The organism is Brevibacterium picturae (assembly GCF_900105045.1).
Lineage (GTDB): Bacteria > Actinomycetota > Actinomycetes > Actinomycetales > Brevibacteriaceae > Brevibacterium > Brevibacterium picturae.
Genome location: NZ_LT629739.1, coordinates 3,184,085 through 3,209,823 on the forward strand (window position 1 = coordinate 3,184,085; position 25,739 = coordinate 3,209,823).

Here is a 25,739-nt window from a genome sequence, read left to right on the forward strand (position 1 = left end):
ACCAGGGCAATCCGTGCGTGGCCGTCGGCACCGTGACCTCGCCCTACCCGGCAGTGACCTCGCCCTATCCGGCGGCGACTTCGCCGCGCAGCTTGTGCTTGAGCAGCTTGCCCGATGGGTTGCGGGGGAGCTCCTCGGTGATGATGACCTCTCGGGGCAGCTTGTACCGCGCAAGCTTGTCGCCCAGGTAGTCACGCAGTTCTTCGACATCGAAGGGTCGGCCATCGGCGGTCGTGATGAACGCGACGACCTTGTCGCCCCATTCGGCATCCGGTTTGGCCACTACCGCTACATCAGCGACTCTCTCATGAGCGATGATGGCCTCCTCCACTTCGAGGGAGTAGACGTTCTCACCGCCGACGATCATGACGTCCTTGCTGCGGTCGACGATGAAGAGATAGCCGTCCTCGTCGAGCTTCGCGATATCTCCGCTCTTGTACCAGTCTCCTTCGAACGCGGCCCGCGTCGCCTCTGGATTGTTGAGGTATTCGCGCATTCGGGTGTCACCGGTGAACCAGATCTCGCCGGTCTCGCCCGGGCCGGCATCTGTGCCATCGGCCTTGACCACGCGCATGGCATTGCCGATCATCGCCGTTCGCCCGATTGACCCGGCCTTGCGCAGTTGGTCCTCGGGCCGGAGCATGCAGCCGGTGGGCCCCATTTCGCTCATTCCGAACAGGTTGAAGAACTGGTCGGTCCCATAGGCGTCGATGAGCATGGCTGCGGTCGACCTGTCGATGGGCGCACCGCCGTAGTTCCAACGCCTGATGGAGGAGAAGTCGTAGTCCGAGAACTCGATGGCGAGCTTCTTCGCCGTCATCACCGGTGCGACATAGGCGATGGTCGGGCCGAAGAAGGTGGTGATCTTCTCCTCGGCGATGATTGCCATCGAATCCACCGGATGGAACGCACGCTGGAGGACAATCGTGCCGCCGGTGAGGACGGTGGGAACGAGGCTGATGTTCAGCGGAGCCGAATGCCAGATCGGCATGCAGATGAGATAACGGTCGTCGCTGTGATATCCCATGTTGAGATTGATGAGGGTCGCGACCTGGGAGATGTTGCGGTGCGAATGCACACACCCTTTGGGTGCGCTCGTGGTGCCCGAGGTGTAGAGGATCTGCGCGACGTGCTCGTCCGTGAAATCACCCGGCTCAGCGGGCTCGGCCGCCTCCAACTGAGAGTCGAAGCTCGAAGGTGCTGCGGACTCGGTCTCCAGCCAGGTGATGTCCGGGGCGCCCGCGCGCGCCGTCTCAGCCAGTTCAGCGCTGACGATGCCGAACTTCGCACCGGAATGGTCGATCGTGTACTTGACCTCGGGGGCTTGTATCTTGTGATTGACCGGCACGACGATGGCGCCCAGGTACCAGGCGCCGAAGGCTGCGAAGACGAACCCCGGTACGTTGAACGTCATGATCCCGATGGTGTCACCAGCGACGATGCCGTTGTTCTCGAGGACACGTGCCGCTCTGAGGGCGCGGTCGCGAAGCTCGGCATAGGTGTACCTCTCGTCCCCATAGACCAGTGCTTCCTTCTCGGGGTCGCGCAGCACGGTGGAATCGAGCATGGTTCCGAGCTTCATTGCTTCTCCTTGTGACGAGTGCCATACTTTCAACAATTGAACCATGATTCATTTCTTTGGGGAAGGGCAGCAGTGGCCTATCGCGAAACTCCCAGAACTCGCGCCAAAGCCGAGCAGCGGCGTGCCCGAGTCGAACGCGCAACCCAGTATGTCATCGCCTCGGGCGGATTCACCGCGGCCAGCATTGCGGCTGTGGCGCGTGAGGCCGAGTGCAGTGCCGGCCTCATCTACACCTACTTCGACAACCGCGACGAGCTGCTCGGGATCGTGTTTGCCCGTGCCGCTTCGCACGAGCTCGCCGTCGTCGAGGCAGCCGTCGGTGCGTCGACGAGTGCCGCGGAGGTCGTCGGATCGGTCGTCGACGTCTTCATCCGTCGCGCGGTCGCCGGCCGCACCCTCGCCCACGCACTCCTGTTCGAAGAAGTCCCCGACACCGTGCAGATCGAACGCCGAGCACTGCGACGCGGGTATGTCTCCGTGATTGCAGAGGGGCTGAACCACGGGTACTCCGCCGACATCCCCGCCGAGGTGGTGGCCCGGTCCCTGGTCGGATCCATCGCCGAGAATCTCGTCGACGTCCTCGATCCCGAACAGGCTCCTCCGAGCACTTCCGAGGTCGAATCACTCATCACCGCACTGTCCACATTCGCGCGCACAGCCATAGGAGAACAATGAGCCACGCACCCTCAGCAACCGCACCGGGCACATCCGCCACACACGAGGTCTTCAACCAGGCGCCACCTCGGCGGGACATCAACGAATTCAGTCTCAACACGGCCCTCGTCGAGGCCGTGGACACATACGCACCACACGCATCGACGGCTGAGCTCGAACGCATCGGGGGGCTGGTCGGCAGCGCGGACTTCATCAATGACGCACGCCTGGCCAATGAACACGGACCGGAGCTGAAGACCCACGACGAGTGGGGCAATCGCATCGATGCGATCGAATTCCACCCCGCCTATCACCGCATCATTTCCGATGCGCTGCGAAGTGGTGCTCACTCACACGCGTGGGCTCATCCCGGACCGGGAGCGAACGCGGACCGTGCCGCCAGATTCATGCTCTTTTCCCAGATCGAACCCGGCCATGCCTGCCCCGTGTCGATGACGCACGCCGTCATCCCGTCCCTGCAGGCCGACTCGAGGCTGGCCGACTTCTGGGTCCCGAAGGCCACCGCGAATGACTACGACCCCAGACGTATCGACCCGGCGGAGAAGACCGCGGTCACCTTCGGAATGGCGATGACCGAGAAACAGGGCGGCTCGGACGTGCGGGCGAACACCACCCGCGCGATCCAAGACGGCGACCACTATCTCATCACCGGACACAAATGGTTCTGCTCGGCGCCGCAGTCCGATGCATTCCTCGTCCTCGCCCACCTCGAGGAGGGGCTGAGCTGCTTCGTCGTTCCCCGCATCCTGCCCGGTGGCGGCCTCAACACTGTCCGAATCCAACGGCTCAAGGACAAACTGGGCAACCACTCCAATGCTTCCTCGGAGATCGAGTTCGACTCCACGGACGGGTGGCTGCTGGGGCAGCCGGGCAAGGGTGTGCGCACGATCATCGAGATGGTCTCCCAGACTCGCCTCGACTGCGTCCTCGGATCCACGGCGGGCATGCGCCAGTCCGTGGCAGAGGCCGCCTGGCATGCTCGCGGACGCGCTGCGTTCGGTGCGAGACTGATCGACCAGCCACTCATGCGCGCCGTCATCGCCGACCTGCAGCTCGAATCCGAAGCCGCCACCTTCACTGCCATGCACCTGGCCTCCGTCCACGATGACGACAGTGCCGACGCCGCAGACTTCCGACGTCTGGCCACCGCGGTCGGCAAGTACTGGATCTGCAAGCGCGGACCCGAACACGCCTACGAGGCACTCGAATGCCTGGGCGGAAACGGGTACACGGAGGCCTTCCCGCTGGCCCGTCGGTACCGTGAACAGCCGGTGATGGCCGTGTGGGAAGGGTCCGGCAATGTCATCGTCCTCGACGTGCTGCGCGCCCTGGGGCGGGAGCCGAGAACGGCGAAGGCCTTCCTCGGTTTCCTCGAGACCGGACTGGGTCGCCACCCGGACTTCGATGCCGCCTACGACGGACTCGCCGGTTCCCTCCAGTCCTCACTTGAGGCTGTCACCAGCGGAGATCCTGCCAGAATCGCAGGAGTTCAGCGCAGTGGCCGGGTTCTGGTGGAGAAGATGGCGCTGCTCATGCAGTCGGCGATCCTCTTCGACTCCGCCCCCGCCGAGGTGGCAGCCGGGTTCGCGTCGGCACGTCTGGGGCCTAGTCGGGGCCGGGAATACGGCGCCCTGCCGAGTGATATCGACATCGACTTCCTCGTCGAACGGGCCTGAGCCGGTTTCCGCGGTGAGTCAGATTCCGCGGTGGACCCAACGGGCGTGAGTCAGCCTCTGCGGTGGGCCGAGCGGCAGCGGCGCCGGTCGAGTAAGAGATTGCGCGAGCCGATCCTGCGGCGGCGCATCGTGCACTCCGCCGGTCCGTTGAAGTCCGGACGAGGCGTACGCGTAAGACCGGAGTGAGGAGCATTGTGTTCGTCGGCCGCCCAGTCCTCGTCTCGGCGCTGCCCGAACTCCGAGCGATCGATGAACGCGCGGAGCTCGGCGATGAGCGTGCGTTGGAGTTCATCGACCGATTCGGTGCCCTCCGAGTATTCGAGGGGGATGTCGACGGCTTCTCGCTCGGCGACGACTCTGACGATCCACTTACCTTCGTCGGCAGGATCGTGATTCATCCCGTAGCTGTCCCATTCGTCGTTGGCGAACATGCCGAGCACGACCGGAGCGATGACCTTGTTGAGGAGGAACTCTTCCGTCAATTCGGTGTTGTCCATGTCATCCACCATAGAACGTTGCGCTCCTGATCTCTCGTAGGCCCCCGTGCCCCGAGCGACTGCGTGTCGACGGCTAAACTGGTCCGATGCCACGCAGTCCGCTCCCGCCCCGCGAAGGGATCTCGGCGACCCCACTGCGGGCCCCGGGCGGGAAGGCGACTCATGACAAGAACCATCTGCCCGTGCCCGAGAAGATCGGCGCATGGTTAGAAGACGAATTCCCCGAGGCGACCGATGACGCTCGGCGCAGCCTGCTGACCACGGGCGATATGCGCGACGAGGCCGGGGCACCGGTTGTCTGGGGTGACCCGGTCGTTCCCGGAGGCTTCTACTTCTTCCACCGTCCGGTCCCGGCCGAGGAGCGGATTCCCTTCGAAATCTCCGTGGTCTTCGAGGACGAAGAGCTGCTCGTCGTCGACAAGCCGCATTTCCTCGCCAGCACACCCAACGGACGCTTCGTGCGCGAATGCGTCGTCACCCGAGCCAGAACGGACTTCGCCCAACCCGACCTGGTGGCCATCCACCGCCTCGACCGTGTCACTGCCGGCCTGCTGATCCTCTCGAAACGTCCCGAGACCCGTGGTCGTTATCAGCGTCTGTTCCAGGACCGGAACGTGGCCAAGACCTATCGGGCCCTGGCGCCGACGCCGCCTGCGGGCATGGAGTTTCCCCTGGTCAAGGAGTCGAGGTTGGTCAAGCCGCGCGGGGGCAGGCAGGTCCTCGAAGTCGAGGGCGAGCCCAACGCGTTCAGCCGGATCGGATTGCTGGGCGAACGGACCCCGACAATCGGCGAGTACGTTCTCGAACCGCTGACGGGTCGGACCCATCAGCTGCGGGTCCACATGAACTCGCTCGGGCTGCCCATCCTCGGCGATCCGGTCTATCCGGTCGACCTGGCCCCGGACCCCTACGACTTCAGCTCACCGTTGCAGCTGCTGGCAGCCTCGATCGGGTTCGACGATCCGTTGACCGGGCGAGAACGATTCTTCGAATCAGGGCTCCGCTTGGGGGAGTCGATCTAACGACGGGCCTTCTCGATGGCTTCGACCATCCTCGGTCCTGAAGGCGGGGCGATCACGCAGGCCTACCTCGTCGGGATGTTCGTGCCGAGGCGAGAAGAATTCTCCGCAAAGATCCGAGGTGCCCAGGACGATGGCCACATCGATCCCGGCGTCGTTGCGAGCCGGCGTTCTCCACGATTCGCGGGGACACGGTAGCCTGGAGACATGAGTCCACACGAACCCGGATGCACATCAGAGGCGATCGTCGCCCTGGTCCGGTCCCGAATCACGACCGGCGAATACTCCGCCGGCTCTCCGGTCCGGGATGGTGCGCTGGCGAAGGAATTCAACGTCTCGCGCAACACCGCGCGCGAGTCCCTGAGCCTGCTCCGCCACGCCGGTCTGCTGACCCAGGAGACGAATCGCGGCTTCTTCGTGCGCACCTTCGACCTCGACGAACTCAAGGACCTCTACCAGGCCAGGCGCGTCTTCGAGATCCGCGCCGTCCAAGAATCGCAGGACGCCACCGAGGAGGCGATGGGTCGCGTGGAAGCATCTGTCGTCCGCGCCGAAACCGCGCCGAACAACGAGAGCTGGACCGATGCGCAGGAACACTCCGCATCCTTCCACCGCGCCATCGTGGGACTGCTCGGTTCGCCGCTGCTCGACGAGTTCTACGTCAACCTCATGGCTCGCCTGTCCACGACATTCGCCCGCTCGAAGGAGCCCGGCAAATACCACTCCCACTGGGCGAACCCGCACCGCGACATCTTGGAGAAGATGCGTTCGGGGGACCGCCACGGAGCCGAAGGCCTCCTGCGCATCCACCTCGATGACTCCGAGGCCTCGACGCTGGACCTGGCGCGCTCGGTCGGCGAAGGCCGCTGAGGGAACAACCGCCTCGGCGAGGGAGCCTGAGTATTGGTGTCGGCAGTCTCACAGTGCTCGGTATTTGAAACTGTAGATAAGCGTTGTATGACTTCGATAGCATTGAGCCACCGTACTCACCGCGTCGAAAGGCTGTACCCATGGGGATTCCCGAGCAGGAAACACAGGCCGCAAACGATCCGTTCTCGCTGACGGGCCTCACGTATGACGACGTCCTCCTCCTGCCCGGTGACACCGATGTCATCCCTTCGGACGCCACCACGACCACACGTCTGACCAAAGAGATCGAACTCAATATCCCCCTGGTCTCGGCCGCCATGGACACTGTGACCGAGTCGCGACTGGCCATTGCCATGGCCCGCATCGGCGGACTGGGCATCATCCATCGCAACCTGTCGATGGAAGACCAAGCGGCCCAGGTCGACTACGTCAAGCGCTCCGAATCCGGAATGATCAACGACCCGCTGACGATCACCCCCGAGAAGACGCTGGAAGAGCTCGACGAGATCTGCGGAAAATACCGGATCTCCGGACTCCCCGTCGTCGACGAGAACAACGTGCTGCTGGGCATCGTGACCAACCGCGACCTGCGCTTCGTCACCCGCAGCGAATTCCCGACCCGCACCGTCGCCGACACCATGACCCGCATGCCGCTGGTCACCGCACCGGACGGTGTGTCCGCGGAGAAGGCCTTCGAGCTGCTGGCCGAGCACAAGGTCGAGAAGCTGCCGCTGGTCGATGAGAACAACGTCATCCGCGGCCTCATCACCGTCAAGGACTTCGTCAAGACAGAGGAATACCCACTGGCCACGAAGGACGACGAAGGTCGCCTGCGCGTGGGTGCCGCCGTCGGATTCCACGGCGATGCCTACGAACGCGCGACCCTCCTCGCCGAGGCGGGCGTCGATGTCCTCGTCGTCGACACCGCCAATGGTCACGCTCGCGGCGTGACGGACATGATCAAGACGATCAAGGCCGATCCGACATTCGCCGGCGTCCAGATCATCGGCGGAAACGTCGCCACGAAGGAAGGCGCACAGGCCCTCATCGACGCCGGTGCCGACGCCATCAAGGTCGGCGTGGGACCGGGCTCGATCTGCACCACCCGCGTGGTCGCGGGCGTCGGAGTTCCGCAGGTCACCGCCATCTATCTCGCAGCTCAGGCGGCACGTGCCGCGGGTGTGCCGGTCATCGCTGACGGGGGACTGCAGTACTCGGGCGACATCGCCAAGGCCATGGTCGCCGGTGCTGACACCGTCATGCTCGGCTCGCTGCTGGCAGGCTGCCGGGAATCGCCCGGCGAACTCATCTTCGTCAACGGCAAGCAGTACAAGGCCTACCGCGGCATGGGGTCACTCGGTGCCATGGCCCCACGCCAGGGCAAGTCCTATTCGAAGGACCGTTACTTCCAAGACGACATCGACACCGATACGGATCTCATCCCGGAGGGCATCGAGGGTCGCGTCGCCTACCGTGGACCGCTCAAACAGGTCGCCCACCAGCTCACCGGTGGTCTGCGCCAGTCGATGTTCTACGTTGGCGCCCCGACCATCGACGAGCTCAAGGCCAAGGGCAAGTTCGTCCGCCTGACCGCGGCGGGACTCAAGGAGAGCCACCCGCACGACATTCAGATGACCGTCGAAGCACCGAACTACGTCGTGAAATAGGACTTCACCCGACCGTCGTCCGACGGTGCTTCGCGATCGTTTCGAACGTGCTTCGCGATCTTTTCGCGGCGGTCCGCAACACTGTCAACGGCCGTAGCCTCTGCCTCCTGCGCAGGGGCTACGGCCGTTTTCGCTGTCTCAGGATGTCAGACGAATCGCCAGGGTGTGACGAATGCCACGTGTGAATCTCCGGGCCGTATACGCCTGTCGTCGATCGTGGGCTTGGCCGCTCGAGAGTTGACGAGAGCGCCCCTGGGCTCCGGCAGAGGTTACTTGTGTAGTCGAGAATCGGCGGCACCACCCACCTTGCTTCTTCGTTCACTTAGGGTAGGTTTCCCTAATGTAGTCCGGCCTTACCGGACCGTGAACCGAAGGAGGCAACCCTACCGCTATGACCTCACTGCTCTCTGACACCTCAGCGCCACTGACCGAGGCGACGACACCGACCGACGCTCCGCCAGCCGACGTTGCGCCGCCGACCGACAATTCGCCTCTGAGCGAGGACGCGCCTCGCCGGGTCCGCAACGATGACGCATCACAGGCGACCGCCACTGGCGACGCGCTCCTGGGATCCCACAGTGCCGATGCCTACGCCGAACTCATGCACGAGGTCGTCGACGCACTCACCGAACGCTTTACGCGGGTCGACGCACCCACCTCGGCGAATGACAGGGCCAGTCTGGAATCGGAGGTCGCCGGCTTCGACCTCGACTGCCACGGCATCGGAAACGTCGCGGCCCTGCGGGAGGCCGACGACCTCTACGCCCGTAACGCCGTCTGGTTCCACCACCCCAGCTACGTCGCCCATCTCAACTGCCCCGTCGCCGTCCCGGCCGTTGCCGCCGAGGCGATGCTCGCGGCCATCAACACCTCCGTCGACACCTACGACCAGTCCGAGGTCGCCACGCTCATGGAACGACGCCTGGTCCACTGGGCCAGCCGCCACGTCGGCTTCGCAGCCGGCGACGGAATCTTCACCTCCGGCGGCACACAGTCGAACCTGCAGGCGCTGTTCCTCGCCCGGGAGAACGTCCTGCGCGCCCACGGCGACTCGACCCGCCGTGACTTCCTGTCCCGACTGCGGGTACTCACGACCGATCAGACCCATTTCTCAGTCTCCCGCGCCGCGTTCATCCTCGGACTCGACGCCGAGGCGGTCGTGACCGTGGACACCGATGCCACCGGTCGGATGGACGCCGAGGCGCTGGCCGAGCTTCTGCGCGACATCGACGAGACCGGCGGGATCGTCATGGCCGTCGTCGCCACGGCCGGAACCACCGACCTCGGCGTCATCGATCCGCTGACCTCCATCGCCGAGGTCTGCGAGGCATCGAACGTGTGGATGCACGTCGACGCCGCATACGGCGGAGGACTGCTGTGGGCACCGCAGCGCAGGCACCTGCTCGCAGGAATCGGACGAGCCACCTCGGTGACGATCGACTTCCACAAGACCTTCTTCCAGCCGGTGTCCTCGAGCGCACTGCTGGTGCGCGACGTCGCCCTGTTCGAACCGACGATTCATCACAACGACTACCTCAACCCCGAAGCCGAGGCCCACAGCGCCGAGGCCGAACCGAACCAGGTCGACAAGTCCCTGCAGACGACCCGCCGCTTCGACGCACTGAAACTGTGGACGACGCTGCGCGCCCGCGGCGCCGACGAGATCGGAGAGATGGTCGACACCGTGTGCGACCTGGCCGCCGAGGTCCGCGAACTCCTCGAGACTCAGCCGGACTTCGAAGTGCTCGGCGCCTCGGACCTGAGCACGGTCCTGTTCCGATTCGTGCCCGCGACCGCACGCGGCCGAGAGACAGACAGCGCCACCGCCGACGAGTTAGTGCCGATGATCCGCCGCGTCCTCTTCCGCTCCGGACGCGCAGCCGTCGCCCGCACCACCATCGACGGCACCCCCTGGCTCAAACTCACCCTGCTCAATCCCGACACCACGGTCGCCGACATCACCGCCGTGCTCGACCTCGTCCGCGCCACCGGCCACGGCATCCTCGCCGGCAGGTATCTGGAGAGCACAACGACAGAAGGAGGTGCCGCATGAGCGCGCCGGACACACAGATCCGCGACATCGTCGGCATCGGCATCGGGCCCTTCGGACTGGGCTTGGCTGCGCTGTCGGACCCGCTGCCCGACGTCGACGCCGTCTTCCTCGACCAGCGCCCGGAGTTCCGCTGGCACCCGGGCATGATGATCGAGGGCGCGACGATCCAGGTGCCGTTCCTCGCCGATCTCGTGACAATGGCCGACCCCACTTCCCGCTTCTCATTCCTGAAGTTCCTCAAGGACAGCGGCCGGCTCTACCCCTTCTACATCCGCGAATCCTTCTCGCCCCTGCGCGCCGAATACGACGAGTACTGCCGCTGGGTCGCCGCACAGCTGGAGACGCTGCGCTGGAACCGCACCGTGACCTCGGTGACGAAGAGCGACGACATCTACACGGTGACCGCCGAGGTGACCGATGGCTCCGGTCGAGCGCTGAGAACCGAGTCCTACCGCGCTCGCCACCTGGTCCTCGGTGTGGGTACCGAACCGGTCCTGCCTGAAGCCCTGCGGAACCTCGAAGTAGGGGAGGCCGGATCCGGCGCTGGACCGGTCATCCACACCTCGCAGTACCTCGACCACAGGGAAGAGCTGCTCGAGAGTGGATCCATCACGATCGTCGGCAGCGGACAGTCCGCCGCCGAGATCTACCGGGACCTCATCGACGACACCGAGGCCAGGGGAGTCCGGCTCGACTGGCTGACCAGGTCGCCGCGGTTCTTCCCGATGGAGTACACGAAGCTGACCCTGGAGATGACGTCCCCGGAATACACGGACCACTTCCGTGCCCTGCCCGATGACCTGCGCGAACAGCTCGGGCGCGAGCAGCGGACCCTCTACAAGGGCATCAGCGCAGACCTCGTCGACGACATCCACGACACCCTCTACCGACTCAGCCGCGGCGGCAGGAAACTGCGCACTCATCTGCTGGCCGAATCGGAACTGCTGGCCGCCGAGTACGACGCAGAGTCCGGAGCCTACGTTCTGCGCTTCCGCCACACCGCCTTGGACAAATGCTTCGAACGTCGCAGCGGAGCGGTGGTCTCCGCCACCGGCTACAAATCTCAAGTGCCGGACTTCCTCGCCCCGCTGGGCGACGAGATCCGCCTGGATGGCAGGGGCCGCCTCGACGTCAGCCGCCACTACACCATCAACGACGCAGGCACCGTCCACGTCCTCAACGGCGAAGAGCACACTCACGGAGTCACCGCCCCTGACCTGGGCTTCGGCCCCTGGCGGGCATCGGTCGTACTCGCGCACGTGACCGGCCGCGAACCGTATCCGATCGAGCGCTCGATCGCGTTCCAGACGTTCGGCCTTCCCGACGACGGAAACCTGGACAGCGAGACTTCGGATTCCGAGATCCCGGATGCTGAGACCGCGGACGGCGCGCCGCTGAGCACCCAGGACGACTTCGACATGAACTTCGACTTCGCCGACACCGGCGACAGGGAGATGACACACGTATGACCACCGACCTCATCAACGACGCCCCAACAACATCCGCACTCGACGCACCTATCACCGCTCTCGACGCACTCACTGTGGAGATCCGCGCGATGGACCCAGCGCGGGACACCCAGAACATCCATGTCTGGCTGAGCCACCCACGTGCCCACTATTGGCAGATGACCGAACTCGACGAGTCCGGAGTCCACAACTACCTCAGCGGCGTGCACGATTCCGCCGATGACAACGGCTGGGTGGGCTCCGTCGACGGCATCGACTGCTTCTACGTCGAAACCTACGTGCCCTCCACACTGATCCCACACGATGTAATTCCGACCGGGTTCGACGACATCGGAATGCACCTGCTTGTCGCACCGCCCGACGGCGACGGAGTGCGCGGACTCACCAACCGGATCATGGCCGAGGTCATCGACTTCTGCCTGCGCCCGAGCGAACAGGGCGGCCGAGGCGGACGCCGAGTCATCGTCGAACCCGACGTGAGGAACACGGCCATCCTCGAGAAGAACCGGGCGGCAGGCTTCAGTCCGGTGCGCGAGGCGACCATCATGATGGGTCAGGAGCGCAAACGCGCCCTGATCAGCATCTGCACTCACGAGGACTTCGAATCCAGTGAGCTGGTCGCACTCCTGGACCGTGAGGATGTCGAAGCCACCCCGAGCACCTACTCCCACCTCAATCGCGATACCTTCGCGGTGGCCCAGCGCCACCTCGTGGCCAAGGCTCTGTCCGAATTCGCCCACGAACGCCTCATCGCCCCGGTCCGGGTCGCGGACTCGAGCAGAGTCGCGGAGCCGGCCCACGGCACGGATTCAGCTGCCGACCCCGTCGAGTGGGAACTGCGCATCGGGGATTCGAACACTTCCGCTGGCCCGGCCACCCGCTACACCTTCACCGCCAGAGTCCTGCCGCTCGAACACTGGGTCATCGACGAGGCCAGCATCACCCGCTTCGTCGATGACGCGCAGACGCCACTCGACGCCCAAGAACTCGTCGTCGAACTCCAAGACGCGCTCGACATCCCAGAAGACCTGATATCGACCTACCTCGAGGAACTCGCCTCGACCCTGGCCAGCAGCGCCTTCAAACTCGACGAGGCGGTCAGGGGTCAGCGCCCGGACTCCACCGACCTCCTCGACGCCGACTTCCAGACCACCGAGGCGGCCATGACCGAGGGCCACCCCGGGTTCATCGCGAACAACGGGCGCATCGGATTCTCCCTGTCCGACTACCGCCGTTGGGCCCCGGAGACCGGCCGCACCACACGCATCGAATGGGTGGCCGCGACCCGCGAACACAGCCACCTCTCGCTCGGTGAAGGCTTCGATGAAGCCACGCACCTCGGCTGGGCGCTCAGCGCGGACGAACGTGAACTCTTCGACTCCAGAATTCGGGCGGCCGGCCGTGCCCCCGAGGACTTCCATCTCCTCCCGGTCCACCCCTGGCAGGCCGACCACCGACTCGCGATCACCTTCGCCGCCGACATCGCCCGCGGTGACCTGCTGCCCCTGGGAGCAGGGCTGGATGAGCTTCAGCCGCAGCAGTCCCTGCGCACATTCTTCAACCAAACACGGGCCGACGCCCCTTATGTGAAGGTTGCGCTGGCCGTGCAGAACATGGGCTTCCTGCGCGGACTGTCCCCGAAGTACATGCGCGATACACCGGCCATCAACGACTGGATTGCCGAGCTCATCGGGACCGATCCCACCTTCGGGCAGGCCGGATTCCGCGTCCTGCGCGAACGCACCGCGCTCGGCTACACCGGCGACGTCTACCACTGCACCCAGGAGACGAATCCGCACCGGAAGATGCTCGCCGCCCTCTGGCGAGAGAACCCGCTGACCGTGCTCGAACCCGGGCAGAAGGTCATCACCATGGCGGCTCTGCTGCACCGCGATCACAGGGGAGTCGCCTTCGTCAGCGAACTCATTCGTGCCGCAGGTCAGGCGCCCGAGGATTGGGTGCGCTCCTACCTGCGGGCGTACCTGCACCCGCTCGTCCACGCTCTGTTGGCCCACGATCTCGTGTTCATGCCGCATGGGGAGAACCTCATCCTCATCCTCGACGAGCACGTCGTGACCGGAGCCTTCATGAAGGACATCGGCGAGGAGGTCGCCGTCCTCGGTCACCGCGAACTGCCCGGCGATGTGGAGCGGATCCGCGCGCTGGTCCCGGGGGAGGAGAAGGCCCTGTCCGTGTTCACGGACATGTTCGACGGGGTGCTGCGCCACCTCGGCGGGATTCTCGACTCCGACGGTGTGCTGGGTGCACAGAAATTCTGGGCTCTGGTCGCCGAGGTGCTCGACCGTTACGAGACCGAGCACCCGGATCTCGCCCGCGGGCTCGCCGGAGATGTGGACCTGCGCGCAGAACGCTTCGCCCACTCTTGCCTCAACAGGCTGCAGCTGCGGAACACGAAGCAGATGGTCGACATCGGCAACCAGGCCGAATCGCTGCTCTATGCCGGAACGATGAGGAACCCCGTGACGCGCTGATCGCCCCACCCACGAGGGCCTGACCGCTCCGGCGACCGTCGAATCGCCGGACGGTCAGCGTTCTCTCGATTGCCAGCGGCTATCATCATTCCTATCGGTCGCCTCCACGGGACCGCTCAGCAGTTCGAGGAACTCCCGACTCAAAGGTGTGGTCATGGCGAAGCAGAACGATCGGCCGACTCTGGCCACGGTCGCTTCGCGCGCAGGGGTGAGCATCAAGACAGCTTCTCGGGTGCTCAACGGCGAAAAGCATGTGGCCACGTCCACCGCCGAGAAGGTCGAGGACGCCGCCGCCGAGCTCGGGTTCCGTCTCAACTCCACCGCCAGACGCCTGCGTGCCGGCGGTCGATCACCCTACATCGGTGTGATCATGAGCGATGGCCGCGATCCGTTCCAATCTCGGCTATTCACCCTACTGGAGGCCGAGTTGGGTCGAGTCGGCCTGCGCCCGGTCGTGACCATCACGGCTGATGATCCCGAACGTGAACGCGCCTTCCTCGACGAGTGCTTGGCCAATGACATGTCCGGACTCTGCATCATCCGCTCCCACCCGGATGCAGCACGTTCCTACGCCGAGGCGGCATCTGCTGACGTGAAGATCGTGTCCTTCGACCCCTCGACAGCAGGGGGTGCAGTGGCCGTCATCGCCGGCGATGAAAAACGTGCCGGCAGGCTCGCCGCCACCCAGCTCCTCGACCACGGGCACATCAGCATCGGCGTCGTCGGCGATCACTCGACCAGCCCGATCACCGTCGACCGACTCGCCGGAATCCGGTCGGCATTTGCCAGACGTTCGGACGTCGGGTGGCGAGCCTACATGGAGGAGGACGCTCACGACCTGGTCAGTGCGAAGAACGTCGTGGCCGCCTGGCTGGGGTCCCGCACCGCACCGAGCGCACTGATCACCCTGTCCGCGACCCTGACCCAGGGCGCCATCGACGCCTGTCGGCGACTTGACCAATGGCCGGCGCTGGTGGGAATCGATGACTTCCCCACCGCGGATCTCCTGGACGTGACCGTGATCGACCGGGATGTCGCTTCCATGGCCGCCGAGGCGGTCCGACGTCTGCAGGACGCCTCCCATTCCGCGCTTGACGCTGGTGCGGGGCACGGTTCCGACGGGGCGGGGCACGGTTCCGACGGGGCTGTCGGCAGCGGCCCCTCGCCTCGGCGGTGGGAGATTCCGGTCCACGTGATCGCCCGCGGCAGCGGCGAAGAACCTCCTGACAAGTGACGCTGTCCGGAGAGACTTTCGGCAGAACTTTTTCGGCGAAACAGTTGACACAGGGCCTCGATCAGCGAATTATATTGAACAGCCTGACAACGTTGTCAGAAAGATTGAAAGGTTCATGATGAGGCAAAACCTGCAGTCCCGCAACAATTCGTCCCGGAAGAGGTGGGCCCTCCTCGGCGCCTCGGTTGCTATCGGCGCTCTGGCGCTCAGCGGCTGCGGGAATCAGAAGGGCCAAGGCAATGAACAAGCCGATAGCGGCTCGGGCGGCGACGGTGACGTCACCATCGCCCTGCTGCTCCCGGAGTCCAAGACCACTCGCTACGAATCCCTCGACAAACCGAACTTCGAGAAGTACGTCGCAGAGGCCAACCCTGATGCGAAGGTCGAATACCGCAACGCGAACCAGGACGCGACCCAGCAGCAACAGCAGTTCGAAGCCGCGGTGACCGAGGGCGTCGACGCCATCGTGCTCGACCCGGTCGACGCTTCGGCGGTGGCATCGGCACTGTCGAAGGCTCAAGCTAAGAAGATCCCGGTCATCGCCTATGACCGCTTCTTCGAAGGGGCGGATTACTACACCTCGTTCGACAACAAGAAGATCGGCAACCTGCAGGGGCAGGCCGTCCTCGACGGGCTCAAGGCCGAGGGCACAGACCCGAAGTCGGGTCCGGTCTGGATGGTCAACGGTGATCCGAAGGACCCGAACGCCGCCGACTTCAAGGCCGGTGCCGAGGAGACGCTCAAGGGCGCCGGGGTCGACATCGCCGAAAGCCATGACACCCTCGACTGGAACCCGGACGACGCCCGCAAATGGGTCCAGGGTCAATTGCAGAGCGCGGAGGAAGAGCCGATCGCCATCTACGCGGCCAATGACGGCACCGCCGGAGGTGTCCTCGCTGCCACGAAGAGGGCCAAGGTCAAGCCCGTTGTCACGGGACAGGACGCCGAGGTCGACGGACTGCAGAATATCCTCAGGGGCGACCAGTACGCCACGATCTACAAGTCGATTCCACCCCAGGCGGAATTCGCGGCGAATGCGGCAGTCGCCCTGGCCGGCGGCGAGAAGCCCGAGGGGTCAACGACCTACAAGGACACTCCGACGGACTTCGTCGAGGCCAAGGTCGTCACGAAGGACACGGTCAAGGACATCGTGGGTGATCAGATCAAGGCCGAAGACATCTGCACCGGTGATGTGAAGAAGCTCTGCGAAGACGCCGGCGTCAAGTAGGCATCGCGCAACGGCAAGTGGAGATCGGCGAGTAGGAACATATGAATTCTCATAGCAATGATCCGGCGCCCGCGAGTTCGCGGGCGCCGGACCGAGGAGCCGAAACGGTCCTCGAACTGCGCGGAATCAACAAACGATTCGGCGCGGTCCAGGCACTGACCGATATCAACCTGACCATCGGCCGCGGCGAAGTCGTCGGCCTCGTCGGTGACAACGGTGCGGGCAAGTCCACCCTGGTCAAAGTCCTCGCCGGAGTCCATCCGGCCGATGAAGGCGAGATCCAGTTGGACGGGCGGGCCCAGAAGTTCGCCTCTCCGAAGGATGCGCAGAAGGCAGGGGTCGCCACGGTCTTCCAAGACCTCTCGCTGTGCGAGAACCTCGACGTTGTTGCCAATCTGTTCCTGGGACACGAGAAGACTCGGCGCGGTGTCCTCGACGAGGTCGCCATGGAAGCGAAGTCGTGGGAGCTGCTGCACAGCCTGTCGGCGAAGATCCCGAGCGTCAGGGTGCCGATCGCAGCCCTGTCGGGCGGACAGCGTCAGACGGTCGCGATCGCCAGGTCCCTCCTCGGCGAACCTTCGATCGTGATGCTCGACGAACCGACGGCTGCGCTCGGTGTCGCGCAGACTGCAGAGGTGCTCAACCTCATCGAACGGCTGCGTGAACGCGACCTCGGCGTGCTGCTGGTCAGCCACAACATGGCCGATGTGCAGGCTGTGTGCGACCGAGTCCACGTTCTGCGATTGGGCAAGGACGCCGGCGACTTCCCCGGCGACGAGCGCACCGATGTGCTGGTCGCCGCGATCACCGGAGCCAGCGACAATGCAGTGACGCAGAGAGCAACCCGGAGAGGTGAGCGCCGATGACCCGCAACTCGTTCATCACCGACGAACGCATCACCAGCGACGGTCTCATCGCCACATTCGTGCGCAGGGTCAAGGAGGGACAGCTCGGCTCGTTCCCCGTGATCCTGGCGCTCATCGTCATCGTCGTCGTCTTCCAGACGGCGGACAGCAACTTCATCTCCCCGGCCAACTTGGTCAATTTGTCGTCGACGGTGGCCTACCTCGCGATCCTCGCGTTGGGCATCAACCTCATCCTGCTGCTCGGCGAGATCGACTTGTCCCTGGCACAGCTGGGCGGACTGGCGGCCTCGCTGTTGGGCGTGCTGGTCATCAGACAGGGGGTACCGCCCCTGGCCGCCCTGGGCATCATGCTGCTCTTGGGTCTCATCGTCGGAGCGATTCAGGGGTGGTTCTTCGCCGTTGTCGGCATTCCGGCATTCGTCGTCACGCTTGCGGGTCTGCTCGCGTACACCGGGCTGACACTGACGACGCTGGGGACGCAGAAGAACCTGTCGATGGCGAATTCCTTCGCCTTCGACTTCGCGAGCTTCTACTTCCCTGCCCTGTGGGCCTATGTCTTCGGAGCGGTCGCGGTGATCGGCTTCGGCGCCGGAATCGTCTACTCGAAGCTGCGTCGACACAAAGAGGGGCTCTCCAGCCCGAGCTGGACCTCGATCATCGTGCGCACCGCAATCCTCGCTGCTGTCGTGTTCGGGTTCCTCATCCTGGTCAATCAGGACTTCGGTCTGGCCATGCCCTTCTTCCTCATGATGGTCATCGCCATTGCCATCGACCTCGTTCTGCGCAAGACCAAGTACGGGCGTTCGATCTATGCTGTCGGCGGCAAGGTCGAGGCCGCCAGGCGCGCCGGCATCCGCGTCACCTGGGTGCGGATCAGCGTGTTCATGGCCGCCGGTGTCCTGGCGGCACTGTTCGGCTTCATCAAAACCGGTGTCACGACCAACGCCGGATCGACGCTGGTGAGCACCCAGGATCTGCTCAATGCCATCGCCGCAGCGGTCATCGGCGGAACCTCCCTGTTCGGCGGGCGCGGTTCAGCTTGGGCCGCCGTGCTCGGTGCACTGGTCGTGGGTGCCATCAACAATGGTCTCTACCTCATCGGCTTCAGCTCCGATGCGCAGCAGATCATCACCGCCCTCGTCCTGCTCGCGGCCGTCGTCGTCGACGCCCTGAGCCGCCGCGGGCAAAGGTACGTGGGGCGGGGATAGCACCGGCGGGCGTCGAAAGCATAGTCAAGCGTCGAGAGCAGACTCTCTGCTGAGGTCTGCTCTCGACGCTTGACTATGCCCTCGGTGCAAGGGCGCCAGAGCGAGCGCTTCAGCTCGCTCCGGGTGGGCTCAGCTCGCCGTGCCTCTACGGTGCTGATACAGTCGTGGGCAATGACATGGGGTGCCTCGTGAGTATGAAGCGAGGCTGAGACAACACCCATCGAACCTGATCTGGGCCATACTAGCGAAGGGATCGTCATGGTTGACTTCGACCTGCGTTCTGCCAACGCACGACTGCGTGCGAGCAATCCACTCATCCAATGCATCACGAACACCGTCGTGCAGCAATTCAGCGCCAACGTGCTCCTGGCCATCGGCGCCTCACCGGCCATGCTCGACCACGAGGCCGATTCCGCACAGTTCACCCGCATTTCCAGCGGCCTGCTGGTTAACTTCGGCACGGCCACGAATCAGCAGTTTCTCGCCGCCGACGCCGCAATCGACGCGGCCAACGACGACTCCACACCCTGGGTCCTTGACCCGGTGAGCATCGGCGCCGTCGATCACCGGACCACGCGGATACGTCGCGCCGCCGACTCCAGTCCAACGGCTATCCGCGGAAACGCCTCCGAGATCGCGGCTCTGGCCGGCATAGGTTTGGGTGGACGAGGAGTCGACTCCACCGACGAGGTTGATGCAGTGATTCCGGGCGCCGTGGAACTGGCACGGACCACCGGCGCGATCGTTGCAGTCTCGGGAGCAAGAGACGCGATCGTCGCTCATATCGACGGCGTCGACCGCGTCGCCCGCATCGACGGAGGGCATGAGTTCATGCCCTTGGTCATCGGCACCGGTTGCTCGCTCGGCGCTGTGACCGCGGCCTACCTGGATGGAGCGACGACCACCTCGGCGAGGTTCGAGGCCGTCGTCGCGGCCCATGCTCACTTCAAGGTGGCCGGCCAGGCCGCTGCCGCAGGTGCGCAGGGCCCAGGCAGCTACTCGGTGAACTTCCTCGACGCACTGCATGCCCTCACCGGCGAACAGCTGGCCACGGCTCGTGTCGAAGCCGGTACCGTCGAAGGCTCACAGTCATGAACGGCCCAGAACGTCATGAAAGCGCCCGCCTGGCCGACATCGACACTCGGCTCTACCTTGTCACCGACTCGGCTCAGTGCCGGGAGGCCGGGCGCAGCGTCGCCGACACTGTCCGTGAGGCCGTCGCTGGGGGAGTCGGGATCGTGCAGGTCCGAGACAAGGACATCGACGATGACGCGTTCTACACTCTGACCCGTGAGGTCATCGATGCCGTCGACGACGCATTGGCCGACGGGCCCGGCACGGCTGGCGCAGGCTCCACTTCCGTCGGAACGAAGCGCCGCGTACCCGTCGTCCTCAATGATCGCGTCGCCGTCGCCCAGCGACTGCTTGCCGAGGGCGCGGACGTCCACATCCACGTCGGACAGGCGGACACCCCGGTCGAAGAGGTGCGCGAACTCATCGGCCACGGGCCCCTCATCGGACTGTCCGCGGCCAACGACGCAGAATTCGCTGCGGCGCGGGACTCGGGAGCCGTCGACCTCGTCGGAATCGGGCCCGTCTACGACACCACGACGAAGTCCGACGCACCCGATGGCATCGGTCCCGACCGCCTCGGCGAGTTGGTCAGTGAAGCGGGACTGCCCGCTGTCGCCATCGGCGGAATCAGCACTGTGCGTGCCGCCGAGCTGCGGGGGCGTGGTCTGATCGGGCTCTGCGTGGTCTCGGCGATCTGCCGAGCCGAGGATCCGCGAGCCGCAGCCGAGGAACTCCTCGCCGAGTTCGGTGACGGCACCACTACTTCAAGCGACGCATCATGACCGGTGCAGACCAGACCACCCGGCCGCCCATTGCACTGTCCATCGCCGGCACCGACCCCAGCGGGGGAGCCGGCATCCACGCTGACCTCAAGACCTTCACGGCTCGCGGGGTGCTGGGCACCACGGCCATCACGGCCCTGGTCGCGCAGAACACGCACGGAGTCTCGCGAGTCTACGGAATCGACGACGACTTCGTCTCCGACCAGCTCGACAGCGTCTTAAATGACATGCCCGTCGACGCCACGAAGTCGGGGTTGCTCGGCTCACGCTCCCTCGTCGAACTCGTCGTCGCCCGTGCAGCCGAGAACCAGTTGGGCTTCTACACCGTGGACCCGGTCATGGTCGCGACCTCCGGACACCGCCTCCTCGAGGTCGATGCCGTGGCGGCCGTTCGCGACCATCTGCTGCCGGTCTCCGACCTCATCACCCCGAATCTGCCCGAGGCGGCGCTGCTGCTCGGCGATGATGTGCCCGTGGCGCAGACTCCACAGGAGATGTTGGACCAGGCCAGACAGCTTGTTGACCGGGGCCCCCGCGCGGTGCTGCTCAAGGGCGGGCACGCGCTCGAGGGCGACGTCGCCGACGTTCTTGTCACCGCCGAAGGCGCGGTCACCGAGTTCACACACCCACGGGTGGCGACATCGAACACCCACGGGACCGGGTGCACATTGTCGGCTGCGATCACCGCCGAGGTGGCCGTGCTCAAGCGTGCACGTGCAGTTGACGATGTGAGCTCGGATCTCCTCCACGAAGCCGTCGACAATGCCCTGAACTATCTGGCTCGGGCGCTGAAGTCCGCCGCGAACTGGCAGGTCAGCTTCGATCCGAAGGGCGCTCACGGACCCGTCGACCACCAGGTCGACATCGTCCGCCGTTAGAACAACCAGTCACACACCCGGATGGGCTTGCCATCCGAATACCGCTCAAAGACGCTGTGGGACCGCCGAGGTCCCCTGAACAAGGGAGATATCAATGACGACAGACTTTTCCGCAGGCCCCCAGACCACTCAGCTGTGGGACCGTGTCCGCCCGATCGTCGAACAGATCGAGCGCCTGCCCTTCCTCGGCCAGCTCGCCGAGGGCAGCCTCGATGTGAAGGCCTTCACGAACTACATCATCCAAGACGGCATCTACCTCACCGGTTACGCGAAGGCGATGTCCTTCCTCGCCGCCGGAGCCAACGACCGGGACGAAGCACGATTCTGGGCCAGTTCGGCAGCCGAGGCCATCAGTGTGGAAGAGGAGATGCACGGTGAGCTGCTCGCCGATTCTCGCCTGGCCGCGTCCCACGATGAACTCGTCAGCAGCGGAGCCGGTTTCAAGGCCTCACCCACCACCTTGGGCTACGTGTCCTACCTCGTGGCCACCGCTGCCAGCCGCTCCTATGGCGAAGGCGTGGCCGGAGTGCTGCCGTGCTTCTGGGTCTACGCACACATGGGCAAGGTCCTCGTCGAACGGGCCGGCCAGATGAGTGCTGACCACCCCTACCGCACCTGGGTCCAGACCTACGACTCACCTGAATTCGATGAGTCGACCCGGCAGGCCGTACAGCTGCTTGAACAGGAACTCACCAATGCCCCCGCCGAGGTGGCCGCAAGAATGCGTGCCACGTTCGAGCAGGCCTGTGTGTACGAACTCCACTTCTGGGCCTCTGCCCATGCGCTCCAAGGCTGGGATGCAGGAGTGTTCGTGCCGCAGGGTTGAACGCAAACGACCGCGGACGAATTGTGCGCTCAGTCGAGAGGTTTGAGCTGGCGGTAGAGAAGCCACAAGGCGGCGCCGACGATCGCGAGGAACACGAGCGTGGGCACGAACGTCAGGGCCTCCGGCATGGTCGCTCCCACGCGTAGGGTCATTGCCAGCGACGAAGTCAGAAGAAGGGCCGTGGCACCCGCGGTGATCCGCATGAACTCCATCAAGCATTCGAAGAGATAGTCACGCTCGCCACGTTCCAACCAGTAGTCCTTGTGCGGAATGTTGACGAGACTCATCGGAAGCTTCTCCCATATCCAGCGGATTGAGAGCAACAGTGGTACGACGACGCCAACCGGGAGAAGCACAGCCAGAGCCGCCGCCTTCCGAGGTCCAGCTGTCGGGCTGCCCTCGTGCATTGAAATGACCCGGCACCTGGTCGGGAGCCTGAATCCAGAGCCACGTCGCGCTGGAGATGAACACGAGGATCGAAGAGCAGGGCTGTCGATCCTGGCCGTCGGTTCGGGCGCGGTGAAGAAGGAGAGGAAGGCACCCTGGCAGCATAGCGGCCGGATCAGCCCAGCTGCGAGGTCGGTCGCACGAGGGCAGGCGGCGCGTGTTCAGGCGTGGTGGCCCTTGGGCGGGTCGTTATCGATGCCTGTCATCGGACCGAGCGAACCCAGGGCATGGCAACCGCGACGTAGCGTGGTCCACAGGAGTACGTGGTCTACCTCGATCAGGGGAACTCGGTCATGTCGTGGGCAGGCAAATCGTCCCACGAAGAAGACGATCGTTGTGAAACACACACCAATGATGAAAAGTATCAGCAGATCCATGACGGCCCCCTCACACCCGACTCGAATGCTTGATTCCATCTTCTCGCTAAATCGCTGAGAAAGATAGGGGCCACCTCGCAACAAGTGGCCTGCACGGGCGCGCCGCCCTGTGCCGCATATACGTTTGTCAGCGAAATTGTGGCCCGTTGCAAGGAAGCGCGATCAGAATGCTTCGCCGGCACCGCTGGTGAAATCGTCAACCGTGGAGGGTTGATATCTGTGGCGGCGTGACGAATGGGCGGTGTTGAGGATACCTACCGAATTTCGATGAGCAATTAATACGAGAATGAAAGAGTGAGCGAACAAAAATCGAAACTAAGGGTGCAAACGGGCGAAATGCGTGTACAATTAAGGGAAGAGCAACAACGATGTTGGCGAATGGACTTCAGTACCATGACTCTCACCCCCGACCGCACACCACAGAACCCGGAAGAGCGTGACCCACGCCCCGGTTCCCGTGATGCCGCTGCGGCCGGACCGCCCTCCTTGTTCGATCAGCTCAAAGATGCCAACCTCGATCTGACCGGCCACCCGCTCGCGGAGAAATTCGAATCTCTCGCGGCCGTACCGACAGGCGAACCTGATGAACCGAACGAACTCGGTGAGTCGGAGGCCGGCGAGTTCGCGGATGACGATGGCAACGAGGCCAGCGATGGCGACGCGGTCGCCAGTGACGCTCCGGCTGTCGATACTTCAGATGACGACCCACAACCTGCTGGCTCCGCTGACAGCAGTCCTAGCCCCCACCCCTTGCTATCGAATGAAGAGTGGACAGATCTGTCCCGATTCGCTCCCGAAGTCACGAACAGCCTCACAGCGTTGAGTGGACTCAAAGATGGGCTGCGAACCTTCGATCGTCGCATGGGCCCTGATGATGCCATCACACTCATCGACGGACTCGAAGCACTCGGTCGAGTCAACGAGGCCCTATCCACCCTGGCATTGGCAGTATGTGAACGAGTGGGAACACCAACCGACTATGGTGCCAAGACGACGAAGGCACTCATCCAAGACCGGCTCAACATCACCAGTCGCGAAGCGAATCGGCGTACCGATATGGCCAAGGACCTGGGTGGCAGGGTGACCCTGACCGGTCAGCCACAAGCACCCCTGTTCCCGAAGGTCGCCGATGCCTTCAACGACGGCAGACTGTCAGCCGACCAGGCCAGGGTCATCAAAGACTGCTTGAAGAAGTTGCCGACGTGGGTCAGCCCAGACGATCGTGATTATGCCGAAACGACACTCGTCGACAAAGCCCCGAGCGTGAGGGTCCATGACCTGCGCGCCATCTTCGCACGCATCCTCGCCCACATCGACCCGGATGGTACAGAGCCGACTGATTCCATGGATCGGTCCATGTACACAGTCAGTATGCATGCACGAGACAACGGTGACTGGGACATAGTCGGTCTCCTCGATCCTATTACGGGTGGCCAGCTCAATGGGCTGCTGACAGCCAGAACCAAGATCGCGAACAACGCTGACAATGCCACCGAGCCCAACGGTGGGCAGAACTCTGCAGGTTCTGATGACCAGGTCGCGGATGGAACTGACTTCGACACGGACTCTGGTGTCCTCGAAGACGGGACTCTCGTCGACATGACAGGGCAGAGGCTGTCGGCTCAGGAGTGGATCTATGAACGCTTCGCGACTCTCATCGCCAGGATCGATATGACACGGACCGGGCAGGGTGCACAATACGCTTTGGTCGTGACAGCCAAGGCCGAAGACCTTGCCAACGGCACCGGTACCGGCACGACGGGTACTGAGAATCCCGTCCCCATCAGCGAACTTGCCCGTAACGGTCTCAACGGGGCCGTGTTCTTCGAACTCATCTCCGAGAAGGCGAAAACGATGCAGGTGGTCACGGAGAATCGGTTCGCGAATGCGAAACAGATCGCGGTTCTGACCGCCCGTGACAAGGGATGTACTTTTCCTGGCTGTGATGCCCCGCCGGGGTGGTGCGATGCCCACCATATTGTCGAGTGGGCACAGCAAGGTAAGACCGATATCAACAATATGATGCTCAGCTGCTCGGCACATCACCACCTTTTGGACAGGTCGGACTGGGAGACAGTGATGCTGGGAGATGGACGTCCTGCGTGGGTTCCTCCTGCATCGATCGATCCGGCAAGACGACCGATACTGCACGCGAGATTCGTGGCTCAAGAAGTCATCGACACACTCTTCGACGACTGACGAACCCTTCGACCAGTACGGTCGCCACCCGCGTCAGTTACAAATGAAGCACGGGTGCACATTCGCCGGGACCTCGTTCACTGTCTGGAGGATGTTTCTTCGGCAGTCCATTCCTATTCCTTCTGCATCCGATCATTGTCCTGAGGGAAGTCCTCGGGACCGTTGATCCGACGGACCTCTATCTGGGATCCGGAATCCAAGGGAGCGCGTTTGGCCCACTGGACTGCCTCTTCCTGCGAGGAGACATCGACGATCCAGAACCCGTTGAACAGCTCTCTCAGCTCGCCATAGGGTCCATAGGTGGCGACAGGGTCGTCGTCGCTGAAGTCGACGACGGTGCCTTCGGACGGGTCGGACAATCCCGCCGCGTCGGAGAAGACTCCAGCGTTGACTATCGATTCGTTGTAGGCACCCATCGCGGCGATTATCTCGTTGAAATCGGTGTTCTCGGCGGCATCGACTGCGGCCCGGTCGATATCGCGCATAATGAGTATGAACTTAATGATGACTCCTTCATCATCGAGATGTCGGAAGGTCTCGGACAAGCCCCTCTCACTCACCGCGTCGAACCAGCTCAGGTCGGATCGACACCTCGGGGAAGAATTTTCTGCTGATGCCAA

Annotated in this window: 23 protein-coding genes and 1 riboswitch; of the genes, 18 read left to right on the top strand and 5 right to left on the bottom strand. The window is 64.0% G+C overall.

Translation table 11 applies throughout. The features are described from left to right. Nucleotides 1-64 precede the first annotated feature (64 nt). On the bottom strand, nucleotides 65-1,582 hold the full coding sequence (locus tag BLT92_RS14535; RefSeq protein ID WP_092106681.1) for a class I adenylate-forming enzyme family protein: 1,518 nt from the start codon (nucleotides 1,580-1,582) through the stop codon (nucleotides 65-67). 72 nt (nucleotides 1,583-1,654) lie between these two features. Between BLT92_RS14535 and BLT92_RS14540 the strand changes: the two genes are divergently transcribed. Then, nucleotides 1,655-2,257 carry a TetR/AcrR family transcriptional regulator gene (locus tag BLT92_RS14540; protein WP_157691461.1) on the top strand — a complete coding sequence of 201 codons (603 nt, stop codon included), beginning with the start codon at nucleotides 1,655-1,657 and terminating at the stop codon, nucleotides 2,255-2,257. Further along, a complete protein-coding gene (locus tag BLT92_RS14545; protein WP_092106685.1) occupies nucleotides 2,254-3,933 on the top strand; it encodes an acyl-CoA dehydrogenase family protein in 1,680 nt (559 codons plus the stop codon). The genes BLT92_RS14540 and BLT92_RS14545 overlap by 4 nt, the downstream gene beginning before the upstream one ends. Nucleotides 3,934-3,983: 50 nt before the next feature. On the opposite strand, the gene BLT92_RS14550 is transcribed toward BLT92_RS14545, so the two are convergent. Then, entirely contained in the window at nucleotides 3,984-4,430 is a 447-nt protein-coding gene (locus BLT92_RS14550) for a hypothetical protein (RefSeq protein ID WP_157691462.1), read from the bottom strand. An 86-nt stretch (nucleotides 4,431-4,516) separates the two neighbouring features. On the opposite strand from BLT92_RS14550, the gene BLT92_RS14555 reads away from it, so the two are divergent. The 15 genes from BLT92_RS14555 to BLT92_RS14625 all read left to right on the top strand — a co-directional run bounded on the left by BLT92_RS14555 (nucleotide 4,517) and on the right by BLT92_RS14625 (nucleotide 22,096). Continuing rightward, complete coding sequence (locus BLT92_RS14555; protein WP_092106689.1) at nucleotides 4,517-5,452, top strand: pseudouridine synthase; 936 nt, start codon at nucleotides 4,517-4,519, stop codon at nucleotides 5,450-5,452. Between the two features lie 15 nt (nucleotides 5,453-5,467). Next, nucleotides 5,468-5,647 carry a hypothetical protein gene (locus BLT92_RS14560; RefSeq protein WP_092106691.1) on the top strand — a complete coding sequence of 60 codons (180 nt, stop codon included), beginning with the start codon at nucleotides 5,468-5,470 and terminating at the stop codon, nucleotides 5,645-5,647. Nucleotides 5,648-5,656: 9 nt separating this feature from the next. Beyond that, nucleotides 5,657-6,319 carry a GntR family transcriptional regulator gene (locus tag BLT92_RS14565; RefSeq protein ID WP_092106693.1) on the top strand — a complete coding sequence of 221 codons (663 nt, stop codon included), beginning with the start codon at nucleotides 5,657-5,659 and terminating at the stop codon, nucleotides 6,317-6,319. A gap of 140 nt (nucleotides 6,320-6,459) precedes the next feature. After that, nucleotides 6,460-7,986 (top strand): IMP dehydrogenase, encoded by a 1,527-nt coding sequence (gene guaB, locus BLT92_RS14570; protein ID WP_092106695.1) that lies wholly within the window; start codon nucleotides 6,460-6,462, stop codon nucleotides 7,984-7,986. Between the two features lie 601 nt (nucleotides 7,987-8,587). Further along, the gene (locus tag BLT92_RS14575) at nucleotides 8,588-10,039 is read left to right on the top strand and encodes a pyridoxal phosphate-dependent decarboxylase family protein (protein WP_092109410.1); all 1,452 of its coding nucleotides are present in this window, start codon (nucleotides 8,588-8,590) and stop codon (nucleotides 10,037-10,039) included. Next, nucleotides 10,036-11,508, top strand: a complete 1,473-nt coding sequence (locus tag BLT92_RS14580; RefSeq protein ID WP_092106697.1) for a lysine N(6)-hydroxylase/L-ornithine N(5)-oxygenase family protein — start codon at nucleotides 10,036-10,038, stop codon at nucleotides 11,506-11,508. The genes BLT92_RS14575 and BLT92_RS14580 overlap by 4 nt, the downstream gene beginning before the upstream one ends. Beyond that, a complete protein-coding gene (locus BLT92_RS14585) occupies nucleotides 11,505-14,000 on the top strand; it encodes a GNAT family N-acetyltransferase (protein WP_092106699.1) in 2,496 nt (831 codons plus the stop codon). Before BLT92_RS14580 ends, BLT92_RS14585 begins: the two co-directional genes overlap by 4 nt. A 154-nt stretch (nucleotides 14,001-14,154) precedes the next feature. Further along, entirely contained in the window at nucleotides 14,155-15,234 is a 1,080-nt protein-coding gene (locus BLT92_RS14590; protein ID WP_092106702.1) for a LacI family DNA-binding transcriptional regulator, read from the top strand. A 115-nt stretch (nucleotides 15,235-15,349) separates the two neighbouring features. Then, on the top strand, nucleotides 15,350-16,462 hold the full coding sequence (locus BLT92_RS14595) for a substrate-binding domain-containing protein (RefSeq protein WP_231938856.1): 1,113 nt from the start codon (nucleotides 15,350-15,352) through the stop codon (nucleotides 16,460-16,462). Nucleotides 16,463-16,503: 41 nt separating this feature from the next. Beyond that, nucleotides 16,504-17,328 (top strand): ATP-binding cassette domain-containing protein, encoded by an 825-nt coding sequence (locus BLT92_RS14600; protein WP_172802606.1) that lies wholly within the window; start codon nucleotides 16,504-16,506, stop codon nucleotides 17,326-17,328. Further along, nucleotides 17,325-18,536 (top strand): sugar ABC transporter permease, encoded by a 1,212-nt coding sequence (locus tag BLT92_RS14605; protein ID WP_092106704.1) that lies wholly within the window; start codon nucleotides 17,325-17,327, stop codon nucleotides 18,534-18,536. Before BLT92_RS14600 ends, BLT92_RS14605 begins: the two co-directional genes overlap by 4 nt. A 167-nt stretch (nucleotides 18,537-18,703) precedes the next feature. Then, nucleotides 18,704-18,807: riboswitch (TPP riboswitch) on the top strand. Beyond that, the gene (gene thiM, locus BLT92_RS14610; RefSeq protein ID WP_092106706.1) at nucleotides 18,795-19,631 is read left to right on the top strand and encodes a hydroxyethylthiazole kinase; all 837 of its coding nucleotides are present in this window, start codon (nucleotides 18,795-18,797) and stop codon (nucleotides 19,629-19,631) included. (Overlaps the previous riboswitch by 13 nt.) Beyond that, nucleotides 19,628-20,392, top strand: coding sequence for a thiamine phosphate synthase (locus tag BLT92_RS14615; RefSeq protein WP_092106708.1), 765 nt, complete (start codon nucleotides 19,628-19,630; stop codon nucleotides 20,390-20,392). Before thiM ends, BLT92_RS14615 begins: the two co-directional genes overlap by 4 nt. Next, complete coding sequence (gene thiD / locus BLT92_RS14620; protein ID WP_092106710.1) at nucleotides 20,389-21,270, top strand: bifunctional hydroxymethylpyrimidine kinase/phosphomethylpyrimidine kinase; 882 nt, start codon at nucleotides 20,389-20,391, stop codon at nucleotides 21,268-21,270. Before BLT92_RS14615 ends, thiD begins: the two co-directional genes overlap by 4 nt. A 94-nt stretch (nucleotides 21,271-21,364) precedes the next feature. Next, nucleotides 21,365-22,096: a TenA family protein gene (locus tag BLT92_RS14625; RefSeq protein WP_092106712.1), complete on the top strand. Its 732-nt coding sequence runs from the start codon at nucleotides 21,365-21,367 to the stop codon at nucleotides 22,094-22,096. 29 nt (nucleotides 22,097-22,125) lie between these two features. On the opposite strand, the gene BLT92_RS20935 is transcribed toward BLT92_RS14625, so the two are convergent. Next, nucleotides 22,126-22,383, bottom strand: coding sequence for a hypothetical protein (locus BLT92_RS20935; protein ID WP_231938857.1), 258 nt, complete (start codon nucleotides 22,381-22,383; stop codon nucleotides 22,126-22,128). Further along, nucleotides 22,328-22,648, bottom strand: coding sequence for a DUF1648 domain-containing protein (locus tag BLT92_RS21140; protein ID WP_331712207.1), 321 nt, complete (start codon nucleotides 22,646-22,648; stop codon nucleotides 22,328-22,330). The genes BLT92_RS20935 and BLT92_RS21140 overlap by 56 nt, the downstream gene beginning before the upstream one ends. A gap of 650 nt (nucleotides 22,649-23,298) precedes the next feature. On the opposite strand from BLT92_RS21140, the gene BLT92_RS14635 reads away from it, so the two are divergent. After that, nucleotides 23,299-25,119 carry an HNH endonuclease signature motif containing protein gene (locus BLT92_RS14635; RefSeq protein WP_092106714.1) on the top strand — a complete coding sequence of 607 codons (1,821 nt, stop codon included), beginning with the start codon at nucleotides 23,299-23,301 and terminating at the stop codon, nucleotides 25,117-25,119. Between the two features lie 113 nt (nucleotides 25,120-25,232). On the opposite strand, the gene BLT92_RS14640 is transcribed toward BLT92_RS14635, so the two are convergent. Then, nucleotides 25,233-25,622 (bottom strand): YciI family protein, encoded by a 390-nt coding sequence (locus BLT92_RS14640; RefSeq protein WP_092109418.1) that lies wholly within the window; start codon nucleotides 25,620-25,622, stop codon nucleotides 25,233-25,235. Nucleotides 25,623-25,739 lie beyond the last annotated feature (117 nt).

What these genes read in the sequence shown, in the direction of transcription:
- BLT92_RS14535 (WP_092106681.1), bottom strand. Translation starts at nt 1,582, where the DNA reads ATGAAGCTCGGAACCATGCTCGATTCCACCGTGCTGCGCGACCCCGAG.
- BLT92_RS14545 (WP_092106685.1), top strand. Translation starts at nt 2,254, where the DNA reads ATGAGCCACGCACCCTCAGCAACCGCACCGGGCACATCCGCCACACAC.
- BLT92_RS14550 (WP_157691462.1), bottom strand. Translation starts at nt 4,430, where the DNA reads ATGGACAACACCGAATTGACGGAAGAGTTCCTCCTCAACAAGGTCATC.
- BLT92_RS14555 (WP_092106689.1), top strand. Translation starts at nt 4,517, where the DNA reads ATGCCACGCAGTCCGCTCCCGCCCCGCGAAGGGATCTCGGCGACCCCA.
- BLT92_RS14560 (WP_092106691.1), top strand. Translation starts at nt 5,468, where the DNA reads ATGGCTTCGACCATCCTCGGTCCTGAAGGCGGGGCGATCACGCAGGCC.
- BLT92_RS14565 (WP_092106693.1), top strand. Translation starts at nt 5,657, where the DNA reads ATGAGTCCACACGAACCCGGATGCACATCAGAGGCGATCGTCGCCCTG.
- guaB (WP_092106695.1), top strand. Translation starts at nt 6,460, where the DNA reads ATGGGGATTCCCGAGCAGGAAACACAGGCCGCAAACGATCCGTTCTCG.
- BLT92_RS14575 (WP_092109410.1), top strand. Translation starts at nt 8,588, where the DNA reads ATGCACGAGGTCGTCGACGCACTCACCGAACGCTTTACGCGGGTCGAC.
- BLT92_RS14580 (WP_092106697.1), top strand. Translation starts at nt 10,036, where the DNA reads ATGAGCGCGCCGGACACACAGATCCGCGACATCGTCGGCATCGGCATC.
- BLT92_RS14585 (WP_092106699.1), top strand. Translation starts at nt 11,505, where the DNA reads ATGACCACCGACCTCATCAACGACGCCCCAACAACATCCGCACTCGAC.
- BLT92_RS14590 (WP_092106702.1), top strand. Translation starts at nt 14,155, where the DNA reads ATGGCGAAGCAGAACGATCGGCCGACTCTGGCCACGGTCGCTTCGCGC.
- BLT92_RS14595 (WP_231938856.1), top strand. Translation starts at nt 15,350, where the DNA reads ATGATGAGGCAAAACCTGCAGTCCCGCAACAATTCGTCCCGGAAGAGG.
- BLT92_RS14600 (WP_172802606.1), top strand. Translation starts at nt 16,504, where the DNA reads ATGAATTCTCATAGCAATGATCCGGCGCCCGCGAGTTCGCGGGCGCCG.
- BLT92_RS14605 (WP_092106704.1), top strand. Translation starts at nt 17,325, where the DNA reads ATGACCCGCAACTCGTTCATCACCGACGAACGCATCACCAGCGACGGT.
- thiM (WP_092106706.1), top strand. Translation starts at nt 18,795, where the DNA reads ATGGTTGACTTCGACCTGCGTTCTGCCAACGCACGACTGCGTGCGAGC.
- BLT92_RS14615 (WP_092106708.1), top strand. Translation starts at nt 19,628, where the DNA reads ATGAACGGCCCAGAACGTCATGAAAGCGCCCGCCTGGCCGACATCGAC.
- thiD (WP_092106710.1), top strand. Translation starts at nt 20,389, where the DNA reads ATGACCGGTGCAGACCAGACCACCCGGCCGCCCATTGCACTGTCCATC.
- BLT92_RS14625 (WP_092106712.1), top strand. Translation starts at nt 21,365, where the DNA reads ATGACGACAGACTTTTCCGCAGGCCCCCAGACCACTCAGCTGTGGGAC.
- BLT92_RS20935 (WP_231938857.1), bottom strand. Translation starts at nt 22,383, where the DNA reads ATGAGTCTCGTCAACATTCCGCACAAGGACTACTGGTTGGAACGTGGC.
- BLT92_RS21140 (WP_331712207.1), bottom strand. Translation starts at nt 22,648, where the DNA reads ATGCTGCCAGGGTGCCTTCCTCTCCTTCTTCACCGCGCCCGAACCGAC.
- BLT92_RS14635 (WP_092106714.1), top strand. Translation starts at nt 23,299, where the DNA reads ATGGACTTCAGTACCATGACTCTCACCCCCGACCGCACACCACAGAAC.